This is a genomic window from Rhodococcus sp. NCIMB 12038, from assembly GCF_002165735.1.
In the GTDB taxonomy this organism is placed as follows: domain Bacteria; phylum Actinomycetota; class Actinomycetes; order Mycobacteriales; family Mycobacteriaceae; genus Rhodococcus_F.
In genome coordinates, this window is sequence record NZ_NHML01000010.1 from 23773 (window position 1) to 44410 (window position 20638).

17 protein-coding genes are annotated in these 20638 nt (G+C 69.6%); 9 read left to right on the forward strand and 8 right to left on the reverse strand.

Going from position 1 to position 20638, the window contains the following annotated elements; all coding sequences use genetic code 11:
- Position 1 precedes the first annotated feature (1 nt).
- Positions 2 to 1513, reverse strand: a complete 1512-nt coding sequence (locus tag CA951_RS16585; protein WP_087557882.1) for a PucR family transcriptional regulator — start codon at positions 1511 to 1513, stop codon at positions 2 to 4.
- Positions 1514 to 1634: 121 nt separating this feature from the next.
- Here CA951_RS16585 and CA951_RS16590 point away from each other — a divergent pair, with 121 nt between their 5' ends.
- From CA951_RS16590 to CA951_RS43455, 3 genes are all read left to right on the forward strand, one after another.
- Positions 1635 to 3086 (forward strand): cytosine permease, encoded by a 1452-nt coding sequence (locus CA951_RS16590; protein ID WP_087557883.1) that lies wholly within the window; start codon positions 1635 to 1637, stop codon positions 3084 to 3086.
- Positions 3079 to 3486, forward strand: coding sequence for a nuclear transport factor 2 family protein (locus CA951_RS16595; RefSeq protein ID WP_087557884.1), 408 nt, complete (start codon positions 3079 to 3081; stop codon positions 3484 to 3486). Before CA951_RS16590 ends, CA951_RS16595 begins: the two co-directional genes overlap by 8 nt.
- A gap of 124 nt (positions 3487 to 3610) precedes the next feature.
- A complete protein-coding gene (locus CA951_RS43455) occupies positions 3611 to 3763 on the forward strand; it encodes a hypothetical protein (protein WP_179220219.1) in 153 nt (50 codons plus the stop codon).
- A 9-nt stretch (positions 3764 to 3772) separates the two neighbouring features.
- On the opposite strand, the gene CA951_RS16600 is transcribed toward CA951_RS43455, so the two are convergent.
- The 5 genes from CA951_RS16600 to CA951_RS16620 all read right to left on the reverse strand — a co-directional run bounded on the left by CA951_RS16600 (position 3773) and on the right by CA951_RS16620 (position 10657).
- Entirely contained in the window at positions 3773 to 5140 is a 1368-nt protein-coding gene (locus tag CA951_RS16600; RefSeq protein ID WP_087557885.1) for a bifunctional lysylphosphatidylglycerol flippase/synthetase MprF, read from the reverse strand.
- 90 nt (positions 5141 to 5230) lie between these two features.
- Positions 5231 to 5569: a ferredoxin family protein gene (locus tag CA951_RS16605; RefSeq protein ID WP_087557886.1), complete on the reverse strand. Its 339-nt coding sequence runs from the start codon at positions 5567 to 5569 to the stop codon at positions 5231 to 5233.
- Positions 5566 to 7161, reverse strand: a complete 1596-nt coding sequence (locus CA951_RS16610; protein WP_087557887.1) for an FAD-dependent oxidoreductase — start codon at positions 7159 to 7161, stop codon at positions 5566 to 5568. Before CA951_RS16610 ends, CA951_RS16605 begins: the two co-directional genes overlap by 4 nt.
- A 156-nt stretch (positions 7162 to 7317) precedes the next feature.
- On the reverse strand, positions 7318 to 7746 hold the full coding sequence (locus CA951_RS16615; protein WP_087557888.1) for a pyridoxamine 5'-phosphate oxidase family protein: 429 nt from the start codon (positions 7744 to 7746) through the stop codon (positions 7318 to 7320).
- 1 nt (position 7747) lies between these two features.
- The gene (locus CA951_RS16620) at positions 7748 to 10657 is read right to left on the reverse strand and encodes an FAD-binding and (Fe-S)-binding domain-containing protein (RefSeq protein ID WP_087557889.1); all 2910 of its coding nucleotides are present in this window, start codon (positions 10655 to 10657) and stop codon (positions 7748 to 7750) included.
- Positions 10658 to 10787: 130 nt separating this feature from the next.
- On the opposite strand from CA951_RS16620, the gene CA951_RS16625 reads away from it, so the two are divergent.
- On the forward strand, positions 10788 to 11435 hold the full coding sequence (locus tag CA951_RS16625) for a DUF998 domain-containing protein (RefSeq protein ID WP_256973898.1): 648 nt from the start codon (positions 10788 to 10790) through the stop codon (positions 11433 to 11435).
- 45 nt (positions 11436 to 11480) lie between these two features.
- The gene (locus CA951_RS16630; RefSeq protein WP_087557891.1) at positions 11481 to 12263 is read left to right on the forward strand and encodes a DUF427 domain-containing protein; all 783 of its coding nucleotides are present in this window, start codon (positions 11481 to 11483) and stop codon (positions 12261 to 12263) included.
- On the opposite strand, the gene CA951_RS16635 is transcribed toward CA951_RS16630, so the two are convergent.
- A complete protein-coding gene (locus CA951_RS16635) occupies positions 12260 to 13555 on the reverse strand; it encodes an NtaA/DmoA family FMN-dependent monooxygenase (RefSeq protein ID WP_087557892.1) in 1296 nt (431 codons plus the stop codon). The genes CA951_RS16630 and CA951_RS16635 overlap by 4 nt on opposite strands.
- A 92-nt stretch (positions 13556 to 13647) precedes the next feature.
- On the opposite strand from CA951_RS16635, the gene CA951_RS16640 reads away from it, so the two are divergent.
- From CA951_RS16640 to CA951_RS16650, 3 genes are all read left to right on the forward strand, one after another.
- Complete coding sequence (locus tag CA951_RS16640; protein ID WP_087557893.1) at positions 13648 to 15159, forward strand: ATP-dependent DNA ligase; 1512 nt, start codon at positions 13648 to 13650, stop codon at positions 15157 to 15159.
- A 79-nt stretch (positions 15160 to 15238) separates the two neighbouring features.
- Positions 15239 to 15727: a hypothetical protein gene (locus CA951_RS16645; protein ID WP_087557894.1), complete on the forward strand. Its 489-nt coding sequence runs from the start codon at positions 15239 to 15241 to the stop codon at positions 15725 to 15727.
- 27 nt (positions 15728 to 15754) lie between these two features.
- Positions 15755 to 16483, forward strand: coding sequence for an SDR family oxidoreductase (locus tag CA951_RS16650; RefSeq protein ID WP_087558083.1), 729 nt, complete (start codon positions 15755 to 15757; stop codon positions 16481 to 16483).
- A gap of 3 nt (positions 16484 to 16486) precedes the next feature.
- On the opposite strand, the gene mddA is transcribed toward CA951_RS16650, so the two are convergent.
- On the reverse strand, positions 16487 to 17269 hold the full coding sequence (gene mddA, locus CA951_RS16655) for a methanethiol S-methyltransferase (RefSeq protein ID WP_087557895.1): 783 nt from the start codon (positions 17267 to 17269) through the stop codon (positions 16487 to 16489).
- Positions 17270 to 17424: 155 nt separating this feature from the next.
- Between mddA and CA951_RS16660 the strand changes: the two genes are divergently transcribed.
- On the forward strand, positions 17425 to 20637 hold the full coding sequence (locus tag CA951_RS16660; protein ID WP_087557896.1) for an SNF2-related protein: 3213 nt from the start codon (positions 17425 to 17427) through the stop codon (positions 20635 to 20637).
- Position 20638: the final 1 nt, after the last annotated feature.

Here is a 20638-nt window from a genome sequence, read left to right on the forward strand (position 1 = left end):
GTCAGTCGGGTTCGTCGGTCGACGGGGTCACCGCCCTGGCTTTGAGCGCCAGCCACAGTTCCATGCGGTCGTCGGCCTGGTCGAGGTTCCGCCCGGTCAGCGCCGCGATCTTGTCGATCCGGTTCCGGACGGTGTTGCGGTGCACGGAGAGGGCGGCCGCCGCGGGGTCCCATGCCCCGTTGGCGCGCAGCCATTCCTCGAGGGTTCTCTGGAGTTCGACGCGTTCGCGCGGCTCGAGCTGATCGAGGGGTGCGAGGACGGCGGTGGAGAAGCCGCTGAGCACGTCGGCCGAGCCGAGGCGCAGCAGCAACTGGACAGTCTCCCCTTCCTTGGCGTCGACGGCCCGGCCGAGTCGCGCACTGACGGCGACGAGCGATCGCGCCTGCATGGCCGACACCGCCAGCGCGTCGACGGGAACCAGTGCGCCGATCCCGATCGCGCATCCCTCGGCGACGCCGGACAGTCGTTCCGCGAGCCCGGCGGACTCGGGATGCGCGATCTCGATGTCCGAATTGCGCTGCCTCAGGACGGAATCCGGAAGGGCAGAACCGATCCGGGCGGTCAGGTCGGCCACCGCCTCGGGAGTGGAGCGCACCACGGCGATCTGCAGCGGGTCCCGGGACAGCCCGATGCCGGCGGCGATCTGATGTGCGCGCTCCCGCCGGAGGCCGGGCCGCAGCAGTTGCGCCAGCGCCGCCGCCCGCCGCTGCCGTTCCGGTTCGCCTGCCACGTGCCGGCGTTCGAGTTCCAGTGACAGCAGCGAGACGAGAACATTCGACGCGTGACGCAGCGCGCTGTCGGCCGACCGTTCGAGCACCACGAAGGCGAGCGGGTTCTCGATGCGCACGGGGTGCAGTTCGAGTTCCCTCCTGCCTGCGCCGCCGAACGCGGTCCAGCCCTTCGCGCGGGTGGTGTAGCGACCGACCTGATACCGGGCGTCCTCCAGGAATGCCGCATCGACGCCGTCGGAGAGCTGGACGACCCCGCCGGACGCGTCGAGCACCGCGCAGAGTGAGCCGCTGACGGAACGCCACGTGCCGAGCAGTCCGCTCAGCGGCGACGGTCCGGCCGCGACCGCGGTGAGCTGATAGCTGAGTTCGATGGCGTCCTCGAGCGCGCGCTTCTCCTCCTCGGCGATCCGGGAGAAGATCCACTTGGTGATGGCGATGAACGGCACCGAGTCGGGAGCGATGAGCAGCGGGACGCCGAATTCCCGCGCCGCCGCGACGAGCGGCGCCGGTGGCGCCTGATAGGGCAGCCCGTGGCCCAGGCCGAGACACAGTGCGGCGACCCCACCCGCGACGCAGTCCCGCACGTAGTCCCGGCACCCGGACTCGGTGGTCGGGAGCATGAGGCCGACGGTCATCAGCAACTCGCCGCCCTGCAACCAGTCCCGCGGCCTCGTCAACTCGGAGACGTGGGCCGCGGTGATGGGGTTGTTCACCCCCGCCGTCCCGCTCATCGACGTGAGCCGCAAAGTGGGGGCGGACAGGACGTCCTGGACGGTGATCACCGGCAACCCCTTGTACGTATTGCCCAACCGTAATAGACGAACTGTACATCTCGCCTCTGGTGCGGGGCGGGGTGCAGTGCGCAGAGTAGTGATCAGAGCCACGCACCTTCTAGGAGTTTCAGTGACAGATCACTCCGGCGACACCGCCGCGACCCTCGGTGGCACCATCGAGACCCGCTCGATCGACTACGTCCCCGAGGACGAACGCCACGGAAAGGTCCGCGACCAGGGCCCCTTCTGGTTCGTCGGAAACTTCCAGCCCTTCACGGTGGCCATCGGCTTCGTCGGCCCGGCCCTCGGCCTGTCGCTGGGCTGGACGGTCGTCGCGGGCATTCTCGGCATCTTCTTCGGCACGTTGTTCATGGCGTTCCACGCGTCACAGGGGCCGGTCCTCGGACTCCCCCAGATGGTGCAGTCGCGCGCGCAGTTCGGGTATCGCGGTGTGGTCCTCGCCCTGATCGGGACGTTGTTCACCTACGTCGGCTTCAACGTCGTCGACGTCGTCATCATCAAGACCGGACTGCACAGCATCTTCGGGTGGAACGCGGCCGTCGTCGCCGTCGTCATCACCGCGGTCGCGACCCTGCTCGCGATCTTCGGCCACGATCTGCTGCACCTGTCGTTCCGTGTGCTGTTCTGGCTGTCGTTGCCGCTGTGGGCCGTACTCACATGGGGCGTCGTGTTCGGGCACGCCGGCGGCGACGCGGGCGCCGCGACGGGCGGGTTCACCCTGCTGGCGTTCATCGCGCAGTTCAGCGTCGCGGCCTCGTACAACATCACCTACGCGCCGTACGTGTCGGACTACTCGCGGTACCTGCCGCGCAACACCCGGACGTCGGCGATCGTGTCGGCCGTGTTCCTCGGCGCGTCCGCGTCGCCGGTCTGGTTGATCCCGGTGGGCGCGTGGATGGCCACCCGACTGGGGGCCACGGATGCACTTGCCGGGATCCACGACGCGGGCAACTCGGTGGTCCCGCTCCTCGGCAGTGTGCTCGCACTCGTCGCGACGCTCGTGCTGGTGGCCACCATGGGCCTGAACGCGTACAGCGGCATGCTGACCGTGATCACCGGCATCGACTCCTTCCGGAAGGTCACCCCCTCCCGCCGGATCCGGGTAGTGACCGTGCTCGCGCTGGCGGCGATCTGGCTGGTACTGAGCCTGCTGTTCACCGATTCGACGACCGTCCTGAACACGACGCTGCTCATCATGCTGTATCTCCTCGTGCCCTGGACCGCCGTCAATCTGACCGACTTCTTCTTCGTGCGCCGCGGGCACTACGCCATCACCGACCTGTTCACGCCCGACGGGTTGTACGGCATGTGGTCGTGGCGGGGTATGACCGCCTTCTTCGCCGGCATCGTCGCCTCCGTTCCGTTCATGGTGCTGCCGTTCTACGTCGGGCCGATCGCCGCGGCCCTCGGTGACGTCGACGTCGCGTTCGCGGTCGGACTCGCGGTGTCCGGGATCGCGTACTGGGCCCTGTCCCGCTCGCTCGACCTCGGCACCGAGGAACGGTTCATCGAAGACAGCGAAGCCGCACTGGCGCTCGAGGAGACCCACGCTCATGGCTGACACGAACACCGCCGACCTCCAGCACACGATCGACGCACTGATCCGGGCGTTCGGCGAACACGACACGACCGCCTACTTCTCGTCGTTCAGCCCGGACGCGACGTTCGTCTTCTACACGCACCCGGTGCCGCTGCCGAGTCGCGACGCCTACCGCGACCTGTGGACCGAGTGGGAGTCGGACGGGTTCCGCGTCCTGGCGTGCCGTTCCAGCGAGCAGAACGTCACGTTCCCGGCCCCGGAGGTCGCGGTGCTGACGCACCGGGTGGGCACCACCGTGCGGGACTCGTCCGGAACGGTCGAACTCGACGAACGCGAGACGATCATGTTCCGGCACCGCGAAGGCTCGGGGTGGATCGCCGTCCACGAGCACCTGTCGCCGCAATTCCACCCGGCTGAATAGCTAGTCGATAGCTGGCTCTGCGTGGACCGCGTCACATCAGGACCCCGCCGGGTTGCGGAGACGCGCGCCTGACGGTGTACTCGTGGGTAACCTGCCCGGCTCTGCCTATCGCGAAGGTGCACAGATGACGGACGAACGGCCCGCCAAGAGCCAGACCCGACCGGACAAGGCGACACGATCGACGCCGAAGGAGGACACCGCGGACGTCTCCAAGACCGATCTCGCGGCCGTCGTCGACGCGCTCACGGCGACGAACGAGAAGAACTACGACTTCTGAACCCTCGCGTCAGCCCCGTTCCCGGTGCGGCACGAACTCGAACGTCAGGCACGCGAACGCCACGGGCAGCAGGTAGCGGAAGCGCAGGAGCACGTAGCGCCGGTTCCCCGTCGCATGGAACTTGCCGAGGTAGCGGTACAGCGACTCCAGCGCGATCAACGCGTCGCCCAGGTGCAGGAGTCGGCGGAAGAGTCGGGCACCCGCACCGGGTGCGTGGGGATCGAGGAGTTCGGGGAACGCGGCGAACGACAGCGAGACGGAGCGTGCGCCGGTCCGCTCGGCGTACCGGATGATGTCGACGGTCATGCGTTCGTCGGTGCCGTTCGGTGCGCCGTCACCGCGCCACGGCACGTCGAGGCTCAGTTCGCGGGCGGAATCTGCGGTGCCGTACCGCTGGAAGGCGACGGCGCGACCGGCCGAATCGCGGGCGACCACGAGGACAACACCGGGGAGCGCGCCGTCCAGCAGGTGGTCGAGGATCATCGAGAATCCGCGGCGCTGATGTCCGGCGCGGGCGTCGTCGACGATGTCGGTGAGTTCCCGGCGCGTCGGTTCGTCGAGCGCGGCTTCGGGGACGATCTCGGTGGTGAGCCCGGCGTTCCGGGTGCGCTGCACCGCCTGCCGGAGGTTGCGGAACTTCCGGCCGTGCAGGGTGAAGGATCCGACGTCGATGACCACGTCGCGGCCGATCGGGACCGCCGTCAACGGCTTTCGGGTGTCACCGCCGATCTCCCACAGCCGCGTGACCCGCTCCCCCGCCCCGAGCACCGCGACGCGCCAACCCCGTTCGGCCGCGAACTCGTCGAATTCGTCGAGGAGCGCGCCGAACTCCAGTGGGTTGCCGATGGGATCGCCGGAGACGACGGCTATCCCGGACCGGGCCCGGTAGGCGATCGCCGCGGTGCCGGACGCGTTGAAGAAGTACGACTTCGCCGAATTGAGGGCGAACGGCGACAACGGGTCGTTCGTGGTCTGCTGGATCAGTGCGAAGACTCGGGCCCGGTCCTCGGGCTGCGGCACACTGCGCGCCGGCAGCATCAGGACGGGTCCGGTGGCTACGAGGAGCAGGAACCCCGGGGTCGAATGTGCGCTCGAATACGCCGCATCCGAGGCCGCCACGATCAGCACCGCCGCGGCCGCATGCGTCAGGGTGACGGGCCGTCGCAGGTGCAATCCCCGGGCGATGAGCAGGACGGCGATCCCGGCCGCCACCATCGACGTGCGGACGGGACCCGACCGTCCGGCCATCCACATGAGCACGAGCCCGACCACGACGGTGGCGCCGACGAGCGCCATCCGCGCCGCGGGCGATTCGGGCCGGTAGACCCGCAGCCCGGGCACGGTCGTCGGTGTCGATTTCGAATTCTGCACGCGCACCCCTGCACCCGGAAGCGACTGTTCCGTACCTCCAATCTAGCGGCTCCGCCGCCCGTGAGTGCGGAAGGAGTCCGTGGACTCGTTACGCACTCACGGGTGGAGCCTGGGCGGCGGCGCACCGTGCGGCAGGGACGGCCCGACCGCGGTGAGCGAGCCGGCGGCGCGCCCCTTCCCCCAGCCGAGTTTCTCGCGGTACCGGCCGATGTGGTCCTCCGGGATCCGCTGCCCGTCGACGAGCGGGGTGGACTGCGGGTCGACGTACAGCGCGTCGACCGGGCAGTACGCCTCGCACATGAAGCACGTCTGGCAGTCCGATTGGCGCGCGATCACGGGGATCCCGGTGTCGGCGCGGTCGAACACGTTGGTGGGGCACGCGTCGACGCATTTGTCGCAGCCGATGCAGGCGTCGGCCAGCAGCACCTCGATCACGAGGCCACCCGCAACAGCCCGTCGTGCACCGCGGCGGTCGACGTCCAGACGTCGTCGAGGCCACCGGTGAGGATGTGATGGTGCTGGGTGGGGTCGAGGTCGGGATAGTCGGCGCGCTTGCTCATTCCGCGGGTCTCGGTCCGCGCGAGCGTCGAGTGGTACATCCACCGGCCCACCGCGGTGATCGCGGCGGCCTGCCGGGCGCGGACCCGCTCGTCGCCGGAGTCGCCGCCGAGGCCGGCGGACAGTGCCGTCCACAGCGACTCCAGTTCGCCGAGCGCACCCTGCACCCGCGTCCCGTCCCGCAGGTAGTTCTTCTCGTACGGGATGAGTTCGGCTTGCGCGGCCGCGACGACGGCGGACGCCTCCAGCCCCGGCTGCCCCGTCGGCCGCAGCCCGGCCCGGCCTGCGGGACGCAGTTCGCCCGCCGCGACCCGACGTTCGGTTCGCGCAAACCGAGCGGCCCCGGTCCCGGCCCAGCTGCCGGACGACATCGCCCACGCCGAGTTGTGGCTGCCGCCGCCGGTGAAGCCGCCGCAGATCCGTTCCCGGGTGGCGGCGTCCCCGGCGGCGAACAGTCCGGGCACCGAGGTGGCGCAGGTGTCGTCGACCACCTCGATGCCACCGGTTCCGCGGACCGTGCCCTCGGCGAGCATGCTGACCTCGAAGCGGTCGGTGAACGGGTTGATCCCGCGACGGTCGAACTGCAGGAAGAAGTTCGGCTGCCCGAGCCGCATCTGGCACTGCACCTCGTCGTCGGCGCGGTCGAGCTGGGCGAACACCGGTTCGGACAACAGCGTTTTCGCGATCACCGACCGCCCCTTGGTGGAGCCGGCGCCCTCGAGGACGCTGCCGTCGGCGTGGAAGAACGTGGCGTAGCCGTAGTAGGCGGTCTTGGTGATGGTGGAGTTGGCGGGGACGATCGCGTAGGCATTGGAGAATTCCATGCCGGAGAACGTGACCCCCACCTCGGCCGCCATCAGCGCGCCGTCGCCGGTGTCGACGTTCGTGCCGAGCGCCCGGGACAGGAACGCGCAACCGCCGCTCGCGATCACGACGGCGCCCGCGCTGATCCGGTAGTCACGGTCGTCGTGGCGCTGGTAGCCCGCCGCGCCGCGCACCCGGCCGTCGGTGTCGACGAGCAGTTCGAGGGCGGGTGAGTGGTCGAGAATCCGGACGCCCGCCTTCTTGACCCACGCGCGCATGCGTCGCATGTATTCGGGCCCTTGAAGTCCGGTGCGGATCTGCCTGCCGGTGTCGGGGTCGACCGGGAACGGGTACCGGCCCTCCTCGGCGAGCAGGTTCATGTTCGCGTACGTCTGGTCGAGGACACGGTCCATCCAGTGGTGGTCGGCGAGGTGGCCGCCGAGTGCTTCGCGGCTGGCCTTGGCCTTCGCCCTCGCGGACGGGTCGGGGTCGACGTACCAGACGCCGGTGCCCGAAGGCGCGGTGGCGCCGCTGGTTCCGCAGTACCCCTTGTCGACGAGGACGACGTCCGCCCCGGCTTGGCGTGCGCGGAGGGCGGCCCACGTGCCGGCGGGGCCGCCGCCGATGACGAGGACGTCGGTGCTCAGGTCGAGAAGTTCGGTCATGAAGGGCGCTCCTGTCGAGGCGGAACAACTGCCCTTCAACGCTTCCGCACTTCGGGCCGCCCCGCCATCGTCAGAATCAGCGTGAACCGAACGTAGGCGGCTCCGCCACCCGTGCGCCTTTCTGGTTGTCCCAGCTACCAAAAAGGCGCACGAGTGCTACGCACCTTTGCCGTAGTCGACGCTCAGCCAGTGCTCCGGCCGCATGCGGATGATGATCGCGTTGTCGTCGTACGCCTGCTCGACGAACGGGTCGACCTCATCGGCGGGGAGGTAGCGGGCGGCGAGTCCGCGGATGTCGTCGGCGGTGGGTGATTCGTCGAACTCCGCCGGACCTTCGACGCTGACGTACCGGTACGGCGGCTTCTCGTGCTGGGCGACGAGGCTGAAGCGGCCGGCGGCGCGGATCAGCCGCTCCTTCAGCGAGCCGCGCCCGGTCCAGACGAACGGTTGGCCGCCGGGTTCGTAGCCGTACCAGATGGGCACGGCGAGGGGGGCGCGTCCGTCGCGGTCGACGGCGATCACCCCCACGTGCACGTCGGCGAGGAACTTCTGACGTTCGTCACTGGTCATCGACAACTGCGACATTTCAGTCTCCGCTCTGGTGATCGGGTTTCGATGGTGGTGCGGGGTCGAGCAGTTGGGCGAGGTGTTTCGACGATCGGTTCGGGTCGAGTTGCCGCACCTGCATGTGGCAGCTGAATCCGTCCGTCAGTATGACTGCATCTTCGGGACTCTCACGCAGGGCGGGGGCGAGCGCCTGCTCGGCGACCTGCATGCTGAGGTCGTAGTGGTCGGCCTCGAATCCGAAGTTCCCTGCGACGCCGCAACATCCGGTGGCTTCCCGCACACGCGGCACCCCGACGGCCTGGAGTGCCTTCCGCTGGGCCGCCGCGCCGAACACCGCGTATTCGTGGCAGTGGGTCTGCACGGTGACGTCTTCGGGCACGGGCACGCTCGGGCTCCACCCTGCCTCGGTGCGTTCGAGCACCGCAGCGGCGAAGCTGCGGATGCGGGCGGCGACGCGTCGTGCGGCGTCGGTGTGGACGAGTTCGGGCAGGTCCTTGCGGAATGCGGCGGCGCAACTCGGTTCGAGGACGACGATGGGCCGGTCGGTGCCGTCGTCGAGGAGTTCGGCGGCCTTTGCAAGGGTCTTGGTGGCCTGCTTCAGCTGTCCGGTGGAGATCCAGGTGAGCCCGCAGCACACGTCGCTGCGGCACTGCGAGCTCAGGCCGGCGTCGGCCAGCACCCGCGACGCCGCCCCGACCACCTCGGGGCGGAACCCGCGCGTGAACGTGTCGGCGAGCACCACGACGTCGGCGGTGCCGTCCCGCGACGTTTCCCCGACCTCGCGGCGGATCTGCTTGCGGGACGCGAACTCCGGCATCGACCGGTGCGGGGTGAGACCACCCAGCCTGGCCGCGACCTTCGCGAGCCGGCCGGCGGTCAGCCGATTCACCACGGGCGCCGAGCGTTCCGCGACCTTCAGCCACACCGGCAGCCAGCCGAGGGAGTAGTGCGACAGCGGCCGCACCCGGCCGCGGTAGTGGTGGTCGAGGAACTCGGACTTGTACGTGGCCATGTCGACGCCGACGGGGCAGTCGGTGGAGCAGGCCTTGCAGGACAGGCACAGGTCGAGGGATTCCTTGACGTCCTCGGACCGCCAGCCGTCGGCGACGGTCGGCGAGTTGCGCACCATCTCCTGCAGGGCGCGGGCCCGGCCGCGGGTGGAGTCCTTCTCGTCGCCGGTGGCGCGGTAGCTGGGGCACATCACGCCGCCGGTCGAGGCGCGGCAGCGGCCCACCCCGATGCATCCCTGGACGGCGTGGACGAACGGTGCGACGGGGACGTCGCTGGTGGGGGTGAGGTCGAAACTGGTCTGCCACGCCCGCGGATTCACGCCGTCGAGGGCGAGGCTGCCGAGCAGCGGTTCGGGCTCGACGATGCTGCCGGGGTTCAGTACGGCCGCCGGATCCCACAGCCGTTTGAACGTGGCGAACGCCGCCATCATGGTGGGGGTGTACATCATCGGCAGTAGCGCCGACCGGGCGCGGCCGTCGCCGTGTTCACCGGACATCGATCCGCCGAACCGTACGCAGAGTTCGGCGGCGCGGTGGATGAACCGCGACATCACGTCCCGGCCCTCGTCGGTGCGCTGGTCGAAGTTGATGCGGATGTGCATGCAGCCGGCGCCGAAGTGCCCGTACATCACGCCGGTGAGGTCGAATTCGGCGAGCAGCGCCTTGATGTCGACGAGGTAGTCGGCCAGCTGGTCGGGTGCGACGGCGGAATCCTCCCAGCCCGTCCAGGATTCGCCGCCCTCGACGAGCCGGGCGGACAGTCCGGCGCCGTCCTCGCGGACCCGCCACAGCGACGCGCGTTCGGCCGGGTCGCCCACCACCCGCGAGTCGACGAGGCGTCCGGCCGCGCGCAGCTTCGAGACCAGTTCGGCCCCGCGGAGTTCGACCTCCGCGAGGTCGTCGCCGTCCAGGTCGACGTACAGCCACGCCTGACCGTCGGGCAGCCCGACGACGGAGTCGGCGCCGCGGAGGTGCCGCATGGTGTCGACGATCGCCGAGTCGATGCCCTCGATGGCAGCGGGTGAATAGTCGAGGATGATCGCGTTGTCACGGGCCGCGTCCACCAGGTCGTGATATCCGAGGCACAGCAGCATCGCCGCGGGCGGCACCGGCACCAGCGCGACGGTCGCGGCCACGATCACCGCGCACGTCCCCTCGCTGCCCACCAGGGCACGGGCCACGTCGAAGCCGTTCTCGGGCAACAGGTTCGCCAGGTGAAATCCCGACACCTGGCGCGGAATGCGGCCGAGCTCGAGGCGGAAGTCGCCGAGATGCTCCTGCGTCAGCTCGTCGAGTCCGGCGGTGATCCGCGCGGCCACGCCCACCGCGGACATGTCGTCCGGATCTGTGGCCCGCAGCCCGTCGCGGGTGGCGGTCAGCCGGTGCCCGCTCGCGGTCACCACGTCGAGCGCGACGACGTGATCGGACGTGCGGCCGTAGCGCACGGAGTGGTTGCCGCAGGCGTCGTTGCCGATGGCGCCGCCGACGGTCGCGCGGGACTTGCTGGACGGGTCGGGCGCGAAGGTGAAGGCGCCGTCCGTCGCCAGTTGCACGTCCTTCTGCAGGTCCGTCAGCACGATGCCGGGTTCGACGACGGCGGTGCGGGCGGACGCGTCGACGGCCTGCACCCGGTTCATGTGCCGGGAGAAGTCGAGCACCACTCCCCTGCCGATCGCGTTGCCGGCGAGCGAGGTGCCGCCGCCGCGACTGGTGACGGGGATGCCGCGGTCGGTGCAGGCTCGGACGATCGCCACCACGTCGGCGGGGGTGTGCGGAAACGCCACGGCCAGCGGCGGCACCCGGTAATTGGAGGCGTCGAACGAGTATTCGGCGCGCCGGCGCGTTCCGGTGTCGAGGTCGATGCCCAGCTCGGCGAGCTCGGCATGCAGGTCGGCGGCGGGGCTCGTCAGCTCAGCCACGCGCAGCCCTGCCCTCGGAGTCAGCAACCGGAATCGTCGTCAGCGGGGCCATGGCTACATCGTCGAGCCGCCCCCGAAGATTGTCAACAATCCACTCCGTGAGCCGGTACGGTACGGAGGGGTGAGCGTCGTGCGAACATCCGCGCCCGCCCGGCGACCGTTGGCCGTGCGGGTGGGAGGCGCCGCGTGGGTGCTGATCGCCCTGTATTTCGTCGCGGAGATCGTGACCGCGCGAGCCTGGCCGCGGCCGTACCGGGTGCGGACGAATTCGATCAGCAATCTGGGTGTCACGGGCTGCGACGGGTCTGCAGCCACCAGGCTCTGCTCGCCGCTGCACGCGGTGATCAACAGCGCCTTCGTGCTGACCGGGGTGCTCATCCTCGTGGGCGCGGTGTGCCTGCGCGACTTCCTCCCGCCGGGCCTCCTCCGACGCGTCGCGCTGGCCCTGTTCGGTGTGGCCGCCGTCAGCGCCGCGCTGACGGGTCTCGTTCCGATCGACGTGGACGCCCACCTCCATCAGATCGTCGCGACCCCGACATTCGTCGCGCGCAACGCCGCCATGCTCGTCGTCGCGGTCGGGCTGTACGAACGGTGGCGCGTCTTCGCACTGTGGACCGGTCTCTGCGGAGTCGTCGGGATTCTCGGAACGGCGGCGATCCTGCTTCCCGGCACACCGTTCGGCATCACCGAACGCCTGGCCCTCTACCCGTTCACGGTGTGGGTCGTGACCGCCGGGTTCAGTGCGCTTCGCGCCCGTGCGCCGTTCTGGTTGCCCTGACTACCAAAAAGGCGCACGGGGCGGCGAAGGTGCCACCATGGAGTGATGTCCACAGCCCTCACACATGCCGCCGCTGCTCAGCAGGTCGCGGAGAACGGCCGCATCTCGATCGAACCCAATCACAAGCGCATCCGGGTGTTCTTCGGCGGCCAGGCGGTCGCCGATACCACCCGTTCGGTGTACCTGTTCGAGAAGGGACACCTGCCCGTCTATTACATTCCCCGCGACGACGTGAACTTCGACGTTCTCGAGCCCGTCGACGCGTCCACGACCTGCCCGTGGAAGGGCAAGGCGCGGTACTGGGATCTCGTCGTCGGCGACCGTCGTGCCGAGCAGTCGGTGTGGGGTTACGACGAGAAACTCGCGGATTCCCTCGACCTCAGCGCGTACGTCGCGTTCTACTGGCACCGGATGGACGCCTGGTACGAGGAGGATCAGCAGGTGTTCGTCCACGCCCGCGACCCGTACGTCCGCGTGGATGTGCTGCCGTCGTCGCGGCACGTGGAGGTCTTCGTCGGCGACACCCTGGTGGCCGACACGGTCCGTCCGCGTCTGCTGTTCGAGACGTCACTGCCGGTGCGTTACTACATTCCTCGCATCGACGTGCGGTCCGAGTTCTTCACCGCCTCCGACACCAGGACGTCCTGCCCGTACAAGGGGACGGCGTCGTATCTGTCGTTCACCGGCACCGACGGCACGGATCCTGTGGAGGACGCCGCCTGGCTCTACCCGTTCACCACCGCGGAGGCGTCGGGCATCGACGACCACGTCTCGTTCTACCCGGACCGTGTGCGGATCGTCGTCGACGGCACACCGGTGGAGAACTAGCGGGCCGGCAGCGGCGGCAGTTCCAGGTTGTCCCGGAACGTGCCGCCCACGTAGTCGTCGCCGACGATTCCGCGGCGCCGCAGTTCGGGCAGCAACCCGTTGACGACGAAGTCCCGGGTGCGTTCCTCGGCGAGCCCGCCGAGGGAGATGACGTCGAGAACACCGGCGTCGTAGCGTTCCTGGACGGCGTCGGCGAGTTGCTCGGGGGTGCCGGCGACCGCCCAGTGGCCGGTGTCCTTGGACGCGATGATCAGCTCGCGCAGCGTGCGACCGGACGCTGCGAGCCGACTGAAGATCTCGACCCGGCCCCGGCGGCGGTTCACCGATCCGACGTCGGGCAGCACGTCGGCCGGGACCGGCTTGTCGAGCGGCAGCCCGGACAGGTCGATGCCGCCACCGAACATGTCCTCGAGCCGGATCCGGCCTGCGTCCAGGTCGGTGGCCTCCTCCTGCTCGCGGACCAGCCGCCGCACCTCGTCCTCGGACGCGCCGTAGGTGGCGTGGAAAGAACTCATGATCAGCGGCAGCCCGTCGGCGCGGCCGAGTTGGGCGGCCCGCGCCCGGATGCTCTTGGTGTAGGTGACGGCGTCCTCGAGGGTGGGCAGCGACGTGAACACGACCTCGGCGAAGCGGGCGCCGAGTTCCACGCCGGCCGCGGATTGGCCGGCCTGGAACTGCACGGGCCGGCGCTGCGGCAGCGGCGGGATGTTGAGCGGACCCTTCACCGTGAAATAGGTGCCCGTGTGGTCGATCGGCCGCACCCGGTCGGCGTCGAGCCGGGTACCTCCGGCACCGTCGGACGTGAGCGCCCCGGGTTCCCAGCTGTCGAACAGGGCGTTGATGACTTCGAGGGATTCCGTTGCCCGGGCGTACCGCTCCTCGGGGCTGGGGAGGTCGCGGTCGCTGTAGTTCTCCTCCCCCAGCGACGACGTCACCGCGTTCCAGGCCGCGCGACCGTTGCTCACGTGGTCGAGGGTGCCGAACAGCCGCGCGAGGTTGTACGGGTGATGGAACGTGGTGGTCACCGTCGCGATCAGCCCGACGTGCGAGGTCACGGCGCTGAGCGCCGACAGGAAGATCAGCGGTTCCTGCGCGCCGATCGCGCCCTGCGCCCCGAAGCTCAGCAGGTCGGCGGCGAACAGCGCGTCGAACTTGTTCGCCTCCGCGATCTTCGCGATCTCGATCGAGGAGGCGACGGTGGATTGCTGCGGGTCGATCGCCGCCGCATAGGTGCTGACGGCGCCGCTGACTCCCGTCACCGTCTTCAGTGGGCGGCGTCGCGCAGTACTCATTCGCCCAGCCTAGGAACGGCGGGTCGGTCGGCCCAGCGTTCGGATCAGCCGGATTCTGACCGCTTGTCACACCGTCCCGCTACCGTCGGGGTGTGCTGTTCTCGCAGATCGTCGCGACGTCCCGAGACGTGGGTGCCACCCGATCGCGGAAGGTGAAGGTCGGGGCGCTCCGCGAGGTCCTCACCCGGCTGGAGCCGTCCGAGGTGGAACCGGTGGTCGCGTGGCTGTCCGGGGAACTGCGGCAGGGCCGGATCGGAATCGGCTGGCGGACAGTCGCGGACATTCCGGCGACGCCCGTCGACGCCGGGTCCGTCACGGTGTCCGAGGTCGACGGGACCATCTCCGCCGTCGCCGCGGCCACCGGCTCCGGGTCGGCGGCACGCCGGCGTGAACTGCTCGCGGACCTGTTCTCCCGCACCACCACCGACGAGCGGGATTTCCTGATCCGGCTGGTCACCGGCGACCTCCGCCAGGGTGCACTCGAGGGGGTGATGACGGACGCGATCGCGGCGGCCGCCGATCTGCCCGTCGAACCGGTGCGCCGGGCGTTCATGCTGTCGGGACGGCTGCCCGCGACCGCGGTCGCGGCGTTCGGCGGCGGGGTCGACGCGCTCACCGCGTTCCGGCTGGAGGTGGGCCGTCCGGTGCGGCCGATGCTGGCCTCCCCCGCCGAATCGCTCGCCGACGCGTGGACCGAACTCGGCGGCGACGTCAGCGTCGAGTACAAACTCGACGGCGCGCGGATCCAGGTGCACCGCAACGGCGACGAGGTGCGGATCTTCACCCGCACACTGCGTGAGATCACCGGCAGCGTGCCGGAACTGGTCGAACTCGTCGCAGGCCTGCCCTGTACGTCGGCGGTGTTCGACGGGGAGACGCTGGCGCTCACCGACAGCGGCAGGCCCCGCCCGTTCCAGGAGACGATGAGCCGGTTCGGCGCCGAGTCCTCCCGCGACCTGCTGCTGCACCCGTACTTCTTCGACTGCCTGCATCTCGACGGCGTCGACCTGCTGGACGCACCCCTCGAGCAACGGATGGACGCGCTGGAACGGGTTGCGCCGCAACACCGCATCCCCGGCCTCATCCGCCCCGACAGCGACGGGGCCGAAACCCATTTCGACGACGCACTCGCCGCCGGACACGAGGGCGTCATGGTCAAGTCGCTCACCGCCCCGTACGCGGCGGGACGGCGCGGCCGCGCCTGGCAGAAGGTGAAACCGGAGCACACCCTCGACCTGGTGGTGCTCGGCGCGGAGTGGGGATATGGGCGGCGCACCGGGTACCTGTCCAACCTGCACCTCGGGGCGCGCGACCCGGACGGCGGTGAACCGATCATGGTGGGCAAGACGTTCAAGGGCCTCACCGACGCGCTGCTGCAGTGGCAGACGGACGAATTCCCCCGCCACGAACGCCGCCGCGACGACCACACGGTGTACCTGAACCCCGACCTCGTCGTGGAGATCGAACTCGACGGCGTCCAGATCAGTTCCCGCTACCCCGGCGGGCTCGCCCTGCGGTTCGCCCGCGTCCTGCGGTACCGCCCCGACAAGGCGGCCGCCGACGCCGACACCATCGACGCCGTCCGGGCCCTGCTGCCCGGGTGAGCGCTCGTCCTGCGTGGCGCGCGCCGGGGCGGTAGCCTCCCCGGCAAAACAAGTCGCCGTGCCGCGAGGGGGTCGACCCGTGACATTCGTTTCCCGCTTCGTGCCCTCGTGGGTCGCCCCGGTGATCGAGGACGCGTACCGGAGGGCGGCCGAGGCCGCGGAGGGTCCGGTCCGCGTCGCCGTGTGCACCGTCACCGTGCCGATCGAGGTGGCGAAGACGTCGTTCCACATCCTCCGGCTCACCGAGGAACTGCTCGAAGAGGTCGTGTTCCTGCTGCGGACGATGCGGCCGGTGGTCGAGGCGGTGAGCACGGGCCGGCAGTCCGAGAACTTCGACACGATGTTCCGGACGCTCGAGCAGATCCAGCAGTCGGCCGACGCGATCGCCCGCACGCCGATCGGGGTGGTCCGGAGTGTCTTCGGGTCGACCCGTCCGGCGCCCGAGCAGGTCGACTATCACCCCACCGTCATCGACGCCGAACCGCCGCCCGCCCCCGGTCTCGCAGTCCGTATCGCGTCGATCACGGTGACGGCGCCGAGCATCACGTTCGGCAGGCCCACGCGCTGACGGCGCCCACCCGGATACGCTCGTATGGTGAGCGAACACATCCTCGTCACCGGTGGATCGCGCGGCATCGGCGCCGCCGTCGTGCGTCTGGCCGTCCATCGCGGTTATCAGGTGACGTTCACCTATCAGAACGACGACGAGGCCGCCGACCACCTCGTGCACCACTGCGGGATCCGCGCCACCGCCGTGCGCGCCGATGTGCGCGACGCCGCACTCGCCGCGGCGGTAGTGGGCGCAGCCGACGAACGCGGACAACTGACCGCGGTGGTCAACAACGCGGGGACCACCGGGCCAGTCGGCCCCTTCCTCTCCACCGCGGACGCGTCGCTGCGGGAGGTGTTCGACGTCAACGTCTTCGGGACGATCAACTACGCCCGCGCGGCGGCCGAGCACTGGGTCCGGGAGGGGCGCCCCGGCGTGATCGTCAACCTCAGTTCGGTCGCGGCGGGAACCGGGGCACCGGGCGAATACGTCGGATACGCGGCCTCGAAGGCGGCCGTCGACAGTCTCACGACGGGACTCGGGCGGGAACTGGCGAGCGCGAACATCCGGGTCGTCGGCGTCGCTCCCGGCACCACCGACACCGACATCCACGCGGCCGCGGGCGACCCGGGGCGACCCGAACGGGTCGCCGGACGGATCCCCCTCGGCCGGGTCGCGACACCCGAGGAGATCGCCGAGGCGGTGCTGTGGGCGCTGTCCCACCAGGCGTCCTACGTCACCGCCACGACCATCGCCGTCGCCGGCGGCCTGTGACGACTACCCCCGCCGCGCGCCGCACCTCGGGACGAGCATCGGCACCCGCGTGCGGTAGGTGCGGTAGTCGTCGCCGAACGTGTCGATCAGGTCGTGCTCCTCGAACCGCACTGCGACCAGGATGAAGCCGGTGGTGCCCACGGCGAACAGCAGGCGCCCCCACGTCATCGTCGGCGCCACCCAGAACGCGATCACGAACCCCGCATAGAGCGGGTGCCGGACCATCCGGTAGAGCATCGGTGTCCGGAAGATGCTGGGCGGATCCGACTTCCCGCTCTGGTTCCGCAGCACCTGGCGCAGTCCGAACAGGTCGAAGTGGTCGATGGCGAACGTCGCCGCGAAGACGAGCGCCCACCCGCCGAGCGATACGGCGTAGATTACGACGCGGACCCAGCTCGTCTCCACGTCCCAGATCTGCTCGGGTAGCGGACGCCACTGCCACATCAGCAGAGCCAGCGCGGCCGTGGCGAACAGTACGTATGTCGAGCGCTCCATCGGCTGCGGGACGATCCTGGTCCACCGCTCCTTGAACCACGGTCGGGCCATCACCGAATGCTGCATCGCGAACACCGTCAGCAGCACCACGTCGATGACCACGGCCACCGCGACGGGGGCGGCGGGGCCGTCGTTGATCGTATAGGGCACGACGAGGCCCTCGACCCATCCGATCGCATACAGGAACACGACGAGGAACATCGCGTAGACGACCAGCCCGTACGCGGTGATCAGTCCTCTGGCGACGCCGCCCGGGCGGTGGGCGTGCCGTGCTTCGACCATCTCGGCCATGATGTTCTCTCCGATCGCTGTGCACTTCCCCCGACGCACCGAAGTCTCCGACCCCACGGCGGGCGCGACCAGTAACCCTGGGGTGACGGTCTGCGCACCCCGGCCGTCGGCGGGGACGCCGCGACCGTGTCGCACCGACTGACTACCCTGTCGGCATGCTGCCACCGGAGTTCCGTGACGTCGACGTGGCGTCGATCAGGGCGGTCCTCGGCACCACCACCTTCACCCGCGGCGCGCAGTATGCGCAGGCCGGCGCGGTGTCCGTGGTGGCCTGGGATCCGGCGGCCAAGGTGCTGTGGGGCGAGGTGATGGGCACCGCGACGAAACCGTACGCAGCCACCGCGTTCGTCACGTCCACTGCCGGCCGCACCGTGTACCGGTACGGACTCTGTACGTGCCCGGTCGCCATGAATTGCAAGCATGTCGCCGCCGTGCTGATCACAGCGATGAACAAGGCGCGGTCCGAGGCGCCGGACGCGGTCGCACCCACCTGGGACCGATCGCTCAGCTCACTGCTGAACCCCCTCGACGCGTTCGGTGATTCCGCCCGGCGTGCGCCTCTCGCCATCCAGTTCCGGGTGTCGGCATCCGCGGTGGAATCGGGACCACAACTGCTGGTGCGGCCCGTCCAGCCCGGGAGCAAGGACTGGATCGTCGGCGGACTGGCCTGGAACAAGCTCGGCAGCCCGTCTCAACATCCCGCCGAGCACATCCGCGTGCTTCACGAGATCCACCTGCTGGCCGACGGGGGCCTGCGCTACCGCCGCGACAACAACATCGATCTGAACCTCAGTATCTTCCCCAGCCGCCAGCTGTGGTCGCTCCTCGACGAGGCGGCCCGGGTGGGCGTGCAGCTCATCCACACCTCCAAGCGGCTGGGCGCGCTCGCCCCGGTGCGCTCCGCCGAGATCTGCCTCGACGCCACCCACGACGACACCCTCGACGCCCTCGTCGTGCGGCCGGTGGTCCGGGTCGACGGCGAACGGGTCGACGCGACCACCGTCGGCTTCCTCGGACTCCGCGGCCACGGCCTGTTCTACGTCGACGCGGACGAACGCATCCAGCTCGCGCGGCTCGACACCCCCGTGCACGCCGCCCTGCAGGATCTGGTGCGCCGTCGCACGCGCATCGAGATCCCCGACGACGAACGGTCCCGGTTCCTGACGGACTTTCTGCCGAAGCTGCGCAATCTGGCCACGGTCATCTCCTCGGATGGCTCGTTCGTCCCACCCGCGATCTCCGCACCCTCCCTGGCGTTGCGGGCCAGGTATCTGCCCGACCACGACGTCACCGTCGACTGGGAATGGTTGTACACCGTCGGGGACGACGAGCACCGTGTGCCGCTCGCGGCGACGTCCGGCGGCGAGTTCCGCGACGACGAGCGCGAACGTGCCCTGCTCGCCGAACTCGACATCGACTGGAACAGATACGGCTTGGGGTCGGACGGCCCGGAGTCGACGGCGCTGCGCGGACTCGACACGATGCGTTTCACCACCGAGATCCTGCCTCTGCTCGACGGCAAGACCGACGTGTCCATCGACGTCTCCGGCGACCGCGCCGACTACCGCGAGGCCGGCGATTCGCTCGCCATCGGGGTGTCCACCGCGGCGTCCACCGGCAGCACCGACTGGTTCGACCTCGGTGTCACCCTCACCGTGGAGGGCAGGGACGTCCCGTTCGACCAGGTCTTCTCCGCCCTGAGCGCCGGAAAGTCCGAACTGCTGCTGCCCGACGGCGCATACTTCTCCCTGGACAAACCCGAACTCCACACGCTGCGGAAGCTGATCGACGAGGCCCGCGCCCTCCACGACCGCCCCGACGGGTCGCTGCGGCTCAGCCGGTTCCAGGCGAGCCTGTGGGAAGAGTTCGCATCCCTCGGCACCGTGGAGCGCCAGGCGAAGGCGTGGCGGCAGCAGGTGGACGGCCTGCTGGCCCCGGGCACCGTCCACGAGGTCGACGTCCCGGTGACGCTCGACGCGCAGTTGCGCCCGTATCAGGTGGAGGGGTTCCGCTGGCTGGCGTTCCTCTGGGAGCACGGGCTCGGCGGCATCCTCGCCGACGACATGGGGCTCGGCAAGACCCTGCAGGCGCTGGCGATGATCTGCCATGCGCGGCAGTCGAATCCGGCCGCGCCACCGTTCCTCATCGTGGCCCCCACCAGTGTCGTGTCGAACTGGGAGTCCGAATCGGCGCGCTTCGCCCCCGGCGCGCAGGTCGTCGCGATCGCCGACACCCTGAAACGCCGCAAGGTTCCGCTGGACGAACTGGTGCAGGGCGCCGACATCGTCGTCACGTCGTACACGCTGTTCCGCTTGGAGTTCGAGGCGTATGCGGGGTGCACGTGGTCGGGGCTGATCCTCGACGAGGCGCAGTTCACGAAGAACCACAAATCGAAGATCTACCAGTGCGCCCGCCGGCTGGAGGCCCCGTTCAAGCTTGCGATCACGGGCACGCCGATGGAGAACAATTTGATGGAGTTGTGGGCGCTGCTCTCCATCACCGCCCCGGGACTGTTCCCGAATCCGGCCCGGTTCACCGACTACTACCGCAGGCCGATCGAGCAGCAGGGCGACGCCGAACTCCTCGCGCAGCTGCGCCGCCGCGTCAAGCCGCTGATGTTGCGCCGCACCAAAGAGCAAGTGGTGAAGGATCTTCCGGCCAAGCAGGAGCAGGTGCTCGACGTCGACCTGCACGCGAAGCACCGCAAGATCTACGACACCCACCTGCAGCGTGAGCGGCAGAAGATCCTCGGCCTGCTCGCCGACGTCGACAAGAACCGCTTCACGATCCTGCAGTCGCTGACCCTGCTACGGCAGCTGAGTCTCGACGCCGGACTGGTCGACGACGAGTACCGGGACGTCCCGTCCGCCAAGGTCGACGCGCTGCTCGAACAGCTCGCAGACGTCGTCGCCGGCGGTCACCGGGCGCTGGTGTTCAGCCAGTTCACCGGGTTCCTCGGGAAGGTCCGCGACCGTCTCGACGACGCGGGCATCGCGCACGCCTACCTCGACGGCGGCACCCGGCGCCGCGGCGACGTGCTCCGCGATTTCAAGGAGGGCGACGCCCCGGTCTTCCTGATCAGCCTCAAGGCCGGCGGCTTCGGGCTGAACCTCACCGAGGCCGACTACTGCTTCATCCTCGACCCGTGGTGGAACCCCGCCACCGAGGCGCAGGCCGTCGACCGGGCGCATCGCATCGGGCAGACCCGCAACGTGATGGTGTACCGGCTGATCGCGAAGGACACCATCGAAGACAAGGTGATGGCACTGAAGGCGAAGAAGTCGGCGCTGTTCGCGAGCGTCATGGACGCCGACACCCTGCTCAGCTCGACCCTCGACGCCGACGACATCCGCAGCCTGTTCGAGTGAT

What these genes read in the sequence shown, in the direction of transcription:
- CA951_RS16660 (WP_087557896.1), top strand. Translation starts at nt 17,425, where the DNA reads ATGCTGCCACCGGAGTTCCGTGACGTCGACGTGGCGTCGATCAGGGCG.
- CA951_RS16595 (WP_087557884.1), top strand. Translation starts at nt 3,079, where the DNA reads ATGGCTGACACGAACACCGCCGACCTCCAGCACACGATCGACGCACTG.
- mddA (WP_087557895.1), bottom strand. Translation starts at nt 17,269, where the DNA reads ATGGCCGAGATGGTCGAAGCACGGCACGCCCACCGCCCGGGCGGCGTC.
- CA951_RS16615 (WP_087557888.1), bottom strand. Translation starts at nt 7,746, where the DNA reads ATGTCGCAGTTGTCGATGACCAGTGACGAACGTCAGAAGTTCCTCGCC.
- CA951_RS16635 (WP_087557892.1), bottom strand. Translation starts at nt 13,555, where the DNA reads ATGAGTACTGCGCGACGCCGCCCACTGAAGACGGTGACGGGAGTCAGC.
- CA951_RS16610 (WP_087557887.1), bottom strand. Translation starts at nt 7,161, where the DNA reads ATGACCGAACTTCTCGACCTGAGCACCGACGTCCTCGTCATCGGCGGC.
- CA951_RS16630 (WP_087557891.1), top strand. Translation starts at nt 11,481, where the DNA reads ATGTCCACAGCCCTCACACATGCCGCCGCTGCTCAGCAGGTCGCGGAG.
- CA951_RS43455 (WP_179220219.1), top strand. Translation starts at nt 3,611, where the DNA reads ATGACGGACGAACGGCCCGCCAAGAGCCAGACCCGACCGGACAAGGCG.